The organism is Bacillus litorisediminis (assembly GCF_022808645.1).
Taxonomy (GTDB): Bacteria; Bacillota; Bacilli; order Bacillales; family JC228; genus Bacillus_BF; species Bacillus_BF litorisediminis.
Genome location: NZ_JAKZKT010000110.1, coordinates 1 through 1,821 on the forward strand (window position 1 = coordinate 1; position 1,821 = coordinate 1,821).

The window sequence follows — 1,821 nt, forward strand, 5'->3', positions numbered from 1 at the left end:
GGTTCAATAGCTTAAGTATCGACGCTCATATAAGTGGTTTAAATCTTTTAACCCCCATTTTTTGAGCGTTTTGTTTTTAATTGCTTTCTGAAGCGTTTCACTAGCTGATATTCTCCAATATCCCTTTCGGGTGTTTGCTAACCTCCAGGCTTCTTCATGCCGGATACCTAACCTTTTAAGTTGGCGATATCTTGTCTTTACCTTCTTCCATCTCTTCCAAATAAGTTGTCGAAGTCTATGATTTAGCCAGTGGTTAATAGTTTTAATGAAATGCTTCATGTAACTAATTCCATAGTAATTTATCCATCCAACTGTCACTTGGTTTATTTCTTTAACGATTTCTCCGAAATTTCCAGAGCGCTTTCGTTTACTTAAAGCTTTTATCTTTGTTTTGAATTTCTTCTTGGCGGACTGGTGAGGTCTGCATCCCACGCCCTTAGAAGTTTTGTGAATACAGAAACCTAGAAACTTCAGTTTAGTAGGAGACCCCACTTTACTCTTAGTTCGGTTTACCGTCAGTTTCAAGTCTTTTTCCAGAAACTTAGTGATACTTTCCATCACTCGGTGTCCAGCTCGTTCGCTTTTAACGTAAATACAAAAGTCATCCGCAAAACGCACAAATTTGTGTCCTCGTCTTTCCAGTTCATTGTCCAATTGATCTAAGTAGACGTTACTTAGGAGAGGCGATAGGACTCCTCCTTGAGGAGCGCCAGATTCGGTTGATTTAGTGAGACCGTCATCGAGTATTCCACTTTTAAGAAATCTCCAAATTAGCTTCAAGATTATTTTATCTTGGATGAATACCTTAAGGTATTCCATCAGTTTTTGATGGTTGATGGTGTCAAAATAACTTTTCAAGTCACAATCCACCACTATTTTGTACCCTTTTTCATAGAATCTGATTGATTCCTTTATGGCTTGATGTTGATTTCTTTTTGGACGAAATCCAAAGCTATGTTCTGAGAAATTAGGGTCTATAATTCCACCAATCACTTGATAGATAGCCTGTTGCACCATTCGGTCGCGAACGCATGGTATTCCCAATTTGCGTTTTGATCCATCTGGTTTGGGTATTTCAACCCTTTTAACAGGTAAAGGCCTGTAAGTGCCTTCCCTAAGCTTCTTTTTGAGGTGATTTCGGTATTTAGCCACATGACCGAATAATTCATCAACGGTCATGCCATCAATTCCTGGTGCACCTTTATTGGATTTGACCTTTTTACAAGCCATAAGAAGGTTGTTATCATCAATCACTTTATCAATTAAATCGATACCATCTTGGCTTCCTACTTCTTTGATGACAGTACTGCACGCTTTTGCATACTCTTCAGTTTCCAACTTATCCCTTTGCATATAGCCATCTTTCGATGTTTTCTGTGGTCTTTGCACTGTCTTCACCTCCGTATTCCTCCAAGATTACTATTGTTCGGCCCTTCGTTCCGAAGGAACTACTATGGCCTCTGCTGACTTCTTACAATTCAACTTGCCATTGCTGACAAGTTTGTTCCTGTGGGATGTTACATCCCTCTTGTCGGGAACCCTTGTAAGACCTCCCCGGGTAAGAACTACAACCTTCCTCCCATGTAACTGCTGTATTTACTGTATGGAACTCGTGCAGTATCGGACTTTGTTTTGTTTGGCAAACTCATCCATTCCAATTCAGCCTTTTATACAGTTTCTGTTCGTCAGTTCGGGATTTTGCCTCCGGCTTCCTTCAGATTCCACCTCACGATGGACACCCTTGCCTTTAGCTAACAGTTCCTACTGCCAAGCCTGTAGTGGACTTTCACCACCAAGTTATAGCCCATGCCGGGCGCACCA

Annotated in this window: 1 protein-coding gene; it reads right to left on the minus strand. The window is 40.8% G+C overall.

Annotated elements, in window-relative coordinates:
• Window positions 1–3: 3 nt before the first annotated feature.
• Window positions 4–1,272, minus strand: coding sequence for a group II intron reverse transcriptase/maturase (ltrA, locus tag MLE14_RS22170; protein ID WP_243300533.1), 1,269 nt, complete (start codon window positions 1,270–1,272; stop codon window positions 4–6).
• Window positions 1,273–1,821 lie beyond the last annotated feature (549 nt).